The sequence below is a fragment of the Mesorhizobium sp. M7A.F.Ca.US.002.01.1.1 genome, assembly GCF_004022955.1.
Lineage (GTDB): Bacteria > Pseudomonadota > Alphaproteobacteria > Rhizobiales > Rhizobiaceae > Mesorhizobium > Mesorhizobium ciceri.
Window position 1 is genome coordinate 1 of sequence record NZ_RZQE01000538.1, and the last position, 3,654, is coordinate 3,654.

Consider the following 3,654-nt stretch of genomic DNA (forward strand, 5'->3'; position numbering starts at 1 on the left):
GCGTTCACCCACGGCCCCTTGCCGATGCGGTCGCGGGCGTCAGTGTCGCTGGTCGACAGATAGGCAGCCCAACTCTTGCCGGTGACGCCGGCGGCTTCCGCCAGCGATGCGCAATGCGCGTCGGCACCCTTGAGGCCGCCGAGGTCGGCACCCTTGCCGGAACCGACACTGGTGACGAAGAAGCTCATCTTGGCATCTTGCGAGTAAGCGGCGCCCGCGGCTGCGATCAGGATGGCCGCGGTGGCGAGAAGCAGTTTGCGCATGGTGGTTCCTCCGGTTTGGGCTTCGACTACGTCGAAGAAACGTTTCCGGAGGCCTGTTTAATCCCTACGCATGTCGCTTAAAAGTGCGCAGCGGTTTTTGGGAAACCGACATGCGTCAAAAAAAGGCTCAAGTTTTATTCCGGCTGCCTATAGGCGACGAAGCGATTGTGCTTGGCCTGGAAGATCAATCCGGTCTCTTTCAGCCCCGGGCTGGCCAGCGGCACGATCCGCTTGGCGATCTCGGAGGGATGCGGCAACGTCTCGGGATCTTCGCCCGGCACTGCCTGGGCCCGCATGGCGGTGCGGGTGGCGCCGGGGTCAGCGGCGTTCACCCTGAGCGGCAGGCTCTGCGTCTCATGCGCCCAGGAGCGCATCATCGTCTCCACCGCGGCCTTGGATGCCGCGTAGGGTGCCCAGAAGGCGCGCGCCGAGTGCGCGGCGTTGGAAGACAGGATGATCGCGCGGCCAGCATCGGAGAGCCGCAGCAGAGGGTCGACCGAGCGGATCAGCCGCCAGGTCGAGGTGACGTTGATGGTCATCACCTTCTCGAAGGTTTTTGCTTCGACATGACCGATCGGCGAGATGACGCCGAGCACGCCGGCATTGGCGACGAGAATGTCGAGCTTGCCCCAGCGTTCGTGGATGGCGCCGCCCAGGCGGTCGATGCCGGCCATGTCGGCGAGGTCGAGCGGCACCAGTGTCGCCTGGCCGCCGGCCGCCTTGATCTGGTCGTCGAGCTCTTCCAGCCCGCCGACAGTACGAGCCACCGCAATGACATGCGCGCCGGCGGCAGCCAATTCCTTGGCGATGAAATAGCCGATGCCGCGCGAGGCGCCGGTGACGACCGCAACGCGGCCGGAAAGGTCGAGGGTCATGCGATGGATTCCGGGAATTGACTAACGCTGATGGCGGTCCGGCCTACGTCCCGCTTGTCGCCAGCAGCGACAGCGTGCGCACATTGTCGTGGCCTTCGAAGTCGAGCAGGCGGGTCGGGTACTGGCCGGTGAAGCAGGCATCGCAGAATTGCGGCTGGTCGTTGTCGCGGCTGGCCTCGCCGACCGCGCGGTAGAGCCCGTCAATGGTGAGGAAGCCAAGCGAATCGACGCGAATGAACTCGGCCATCTCCTCGATCGACATGCGCGATGCCAGGAGCTTCGATTTCTCCGGCGTGTCGACACCGTAGAAGCAGGAGGCGCGTGTCGGCGGTGAGGCGATGCGCATATGCACCTCCTTGGCGCCGGCGTCGCGCACCATCTGCACGATCTTCTGGCTGGTGGTGCCGCGCACGATGCTGTCGTCGACCAGCACCACGCGCTTGCCTTCGATCATGCGGCGGTTGGCATTGTGCTTCAGCTTGACGCCCATATGGCGGATCGAATCGCCCGGCTGGATGAAGGTGCGGCCGACATAATGATTGCGGATGATGCCGAGCTCGAAGGGAATGCCGGCCGCCTGGCTGAAGCCGATCGCCGCCGGCGTGCCCGAGTCCGGCACCGGCACGACGATGTCGGCCTCGACCGGGCTTTCGACCGCCAGCTCGGCGCCGATACGCTTGCGCACCTCATAGACGTTGCGGCCTTCGACCGAGGAATCCGGCCGCGCGAAATAGACATATTCGAAGATGCAGAAGCGGGTCTTCTGCGGCTCGAAGGGGAACAGGCTCTCGATGCCCTTGGACGTGACGACGACCATCTCGCCGGGCTTCAGGTCGCGCACGAAACGCGCACCGATGATGTCGAGCGCGCAGGTTTCGGAGGCCAGGATCCAGGCGCCGTCGAGATCGCCCAGCACCAGCGGCCGGATGCCGAGCGGATCGCGGCAGCCGATCATCTTCTTGGCCGTCATCGCCACCAGGGAAAAAGCGCCCTCGACCTGCCGCACCGCATCGATGAAACGCGAGTTCAAATCGCGCTCCTTGCTGGTGGCGACGAGGTGCAAAAGCGTCTCGGTATCGGAGGTGGAGGAGAAGATCGCGCCTTGCTTCTGCAGCGCGCGCTGCACGGTCATGGCGTTGGTCAGATTGCCGTTGTGGGCGACGGCGAAACCGCCATCGGCCAATTCGGCGAAAAAGGGCTGGATGTTGCGCATGCCGGCGCCGCCCGTGGTGGCGTAGCGCGTATGGCCAATGGCGCGGTTGCCTTGCAGGCTGTCGATGACGCGCTGCTTGGTGAAGGTGTCGCCGATCAGGCCGACATGGCGTTCGACATGGAACTGGCTGCCGTCATAGGAAACGATGCCGGCCGCTTCCTGGCCGCGATGCTGCAGCGCATGCAGGCCCAATGTAACGATGGCCGCAGCGTCCTGCCGGCCGAAAATGCCGAACACACCGCATTCGTCGTGGAAATGGTCGTCGGCCTCGGCGGAAAGCACGTCGTCTGCGTCTGCCATCTTAAGCTCCGCTAAAATCGCCATATAATGCGGGTTCGCGCCGAAAGCAACGCGGGCCGTGCAGTCGTTCACACCATCGTCAGATCCTGACGCCGTTTTTCGGCGTCAGTTTGCCGGTGCCGCCGGTGCCGGAGCGGCCGGGGCGTTGTTCGCCGGTGGTGTTGCGTCATTGTCGTCAGGCGCCGGCGTGTTGGTATCGTCGCCGCCCGCCGGAGCATCCGCCGCCGGTGCGTCCGGAGCAGCTGGCGTCTCGGCGGCCGGCTGATTCGGATTGAGCTTCTTGAGGATCGCGTTTTCCGGATCCTCGGGCAGCAGGCTTTCGAGCTTGGCGCCGATTTGTTCGAGCAGCGGCCGCGACTTGGCCTCGGTGACCCAGGCTGGCGCCTTGGCGCCGGCCAGCCAGTTGAAGAACAGCAGGGCGACGGCAACGACCAGGATGCCGCGCGCGGCGCCGTAAAGGAAACCCAGCGTCCGGTCGAGTGCGCCGATCCGGGAATCGATGATCCAGTCGGCGAGCTTCATGGTGATGACCGAGACGACGATCAGCGCGATGATGAAAACCACGCCGGCGGCGGCCGCCATGGCCACCTTTTCATTCTCGATGTAGGGAGCGAGGTAAGGCACGACCGGCTTGTAGAAGAAGAACGCCGCCGCTGCCGCCGCTGCCCAGGAGACGACGGACAGGACTTCGCGCGAGAAGCCGCGAACCATGGCGAGCATCGCCGAGACCAGAGTGAAGCCGACGAGAATTCCGTCAAGCAGCGTAATCGGCATGTCTTTCGCCCCACTCCATGAGCCGCATTATAGCGCCGAACATCGGGCTCTGGGTCCGATGCTCTAGTCTTCTTCGTCCACGCGGCTTCGGCGTGAGCCGGCTATGCGTGCCACGAGGTCGGCAAGCTCGGTCGGCTGGAAAGAACCGGCCCCGATCCCCCCGGCCAGTTCCCCGCTGCCCGAGGGCAGAACCGCGCTTCCAAAACCCAGCTTTTCGGCTTCTTTGAGG

Annotated in this window: 3 protein-coding genes and 2 pseudogenes; all 5 read right to left on the reverse strand. The window is 64.6% G+C overall.

What is annotated here, in order from left to right; translation table 11 throughout:
* Positions 1-263: pseudogene (locus EN932_RS31415) on the reverse strand (hypothetical protein); the annotation flags it as partial.
* A 134-nt stretch (positions 264-397) separates the two neighbouring features.
* Complete coding sequence (locus EN932_RS31420; RefSeq protein WP_127369620.1) at positions 398-1,138, reverse strand: SDR family NAD(P)-dependent oxidoreductase; 741 nt, start codon at positions 1,136-1,138, stop codon at positions 398-400.
* A 43-nt stretch (positions 1,139-1,181) separates the two neighbouring features.
* Positions 1,182-2,651, reverse strand: a complete 1,470-nt coding sequence (purF, locus tag EN932_RS31425; protein WP_013532528.1) for an amidophosphoribosyltransferase — start codon at positions 2,649-2,651, stop codon at positions 1,182-1,184.
* A gap of 105 nt (positions 2,652-2,756) precedes the next feature.
* Complete coding sequence (locus EN932_RS31430; RefSeq protein WP_013532527.1) at positions 2,757-3,425, reverse strand: CvpA family protein; 669 nt, start codon at positions 3,423-3,425, stop codon at positions 2,757-2,759.
* Between the two features lie 63 nt (positions 3,426-3,488).
* Positions 3,489-3,654, reverse strand: a pseudogene (locus EN932_RS39230) (DNA repair protein RadA); the annotation flags it as partial.

What these genes read in the sequence shown, in the direction of transcription:
- EN932_RS31420 (WP_127369620.1), bottom strand. Translation starts at nt 1,138, where the DNA reads ATGACCCTCGACCTTTCCGGCCGCGTTGCGGTCGTCACCGGCGCCTCG.
- purF (WP_013532528.1), bottom strand. Translation starts at nt 2,651, where the DNA reads ATGGCAGACGCAGACGACGTGCTTTCCGCCGAGGCCGACGACCATTTC.
- EN932_RS31430 (WP_013532527.1), bottom strand. Translation starts at nt 3,425, where the DNA reads ATGCCGATTACGCTGCTTGACGGAATTCTCGTCGGCTTCACTCTGGTC.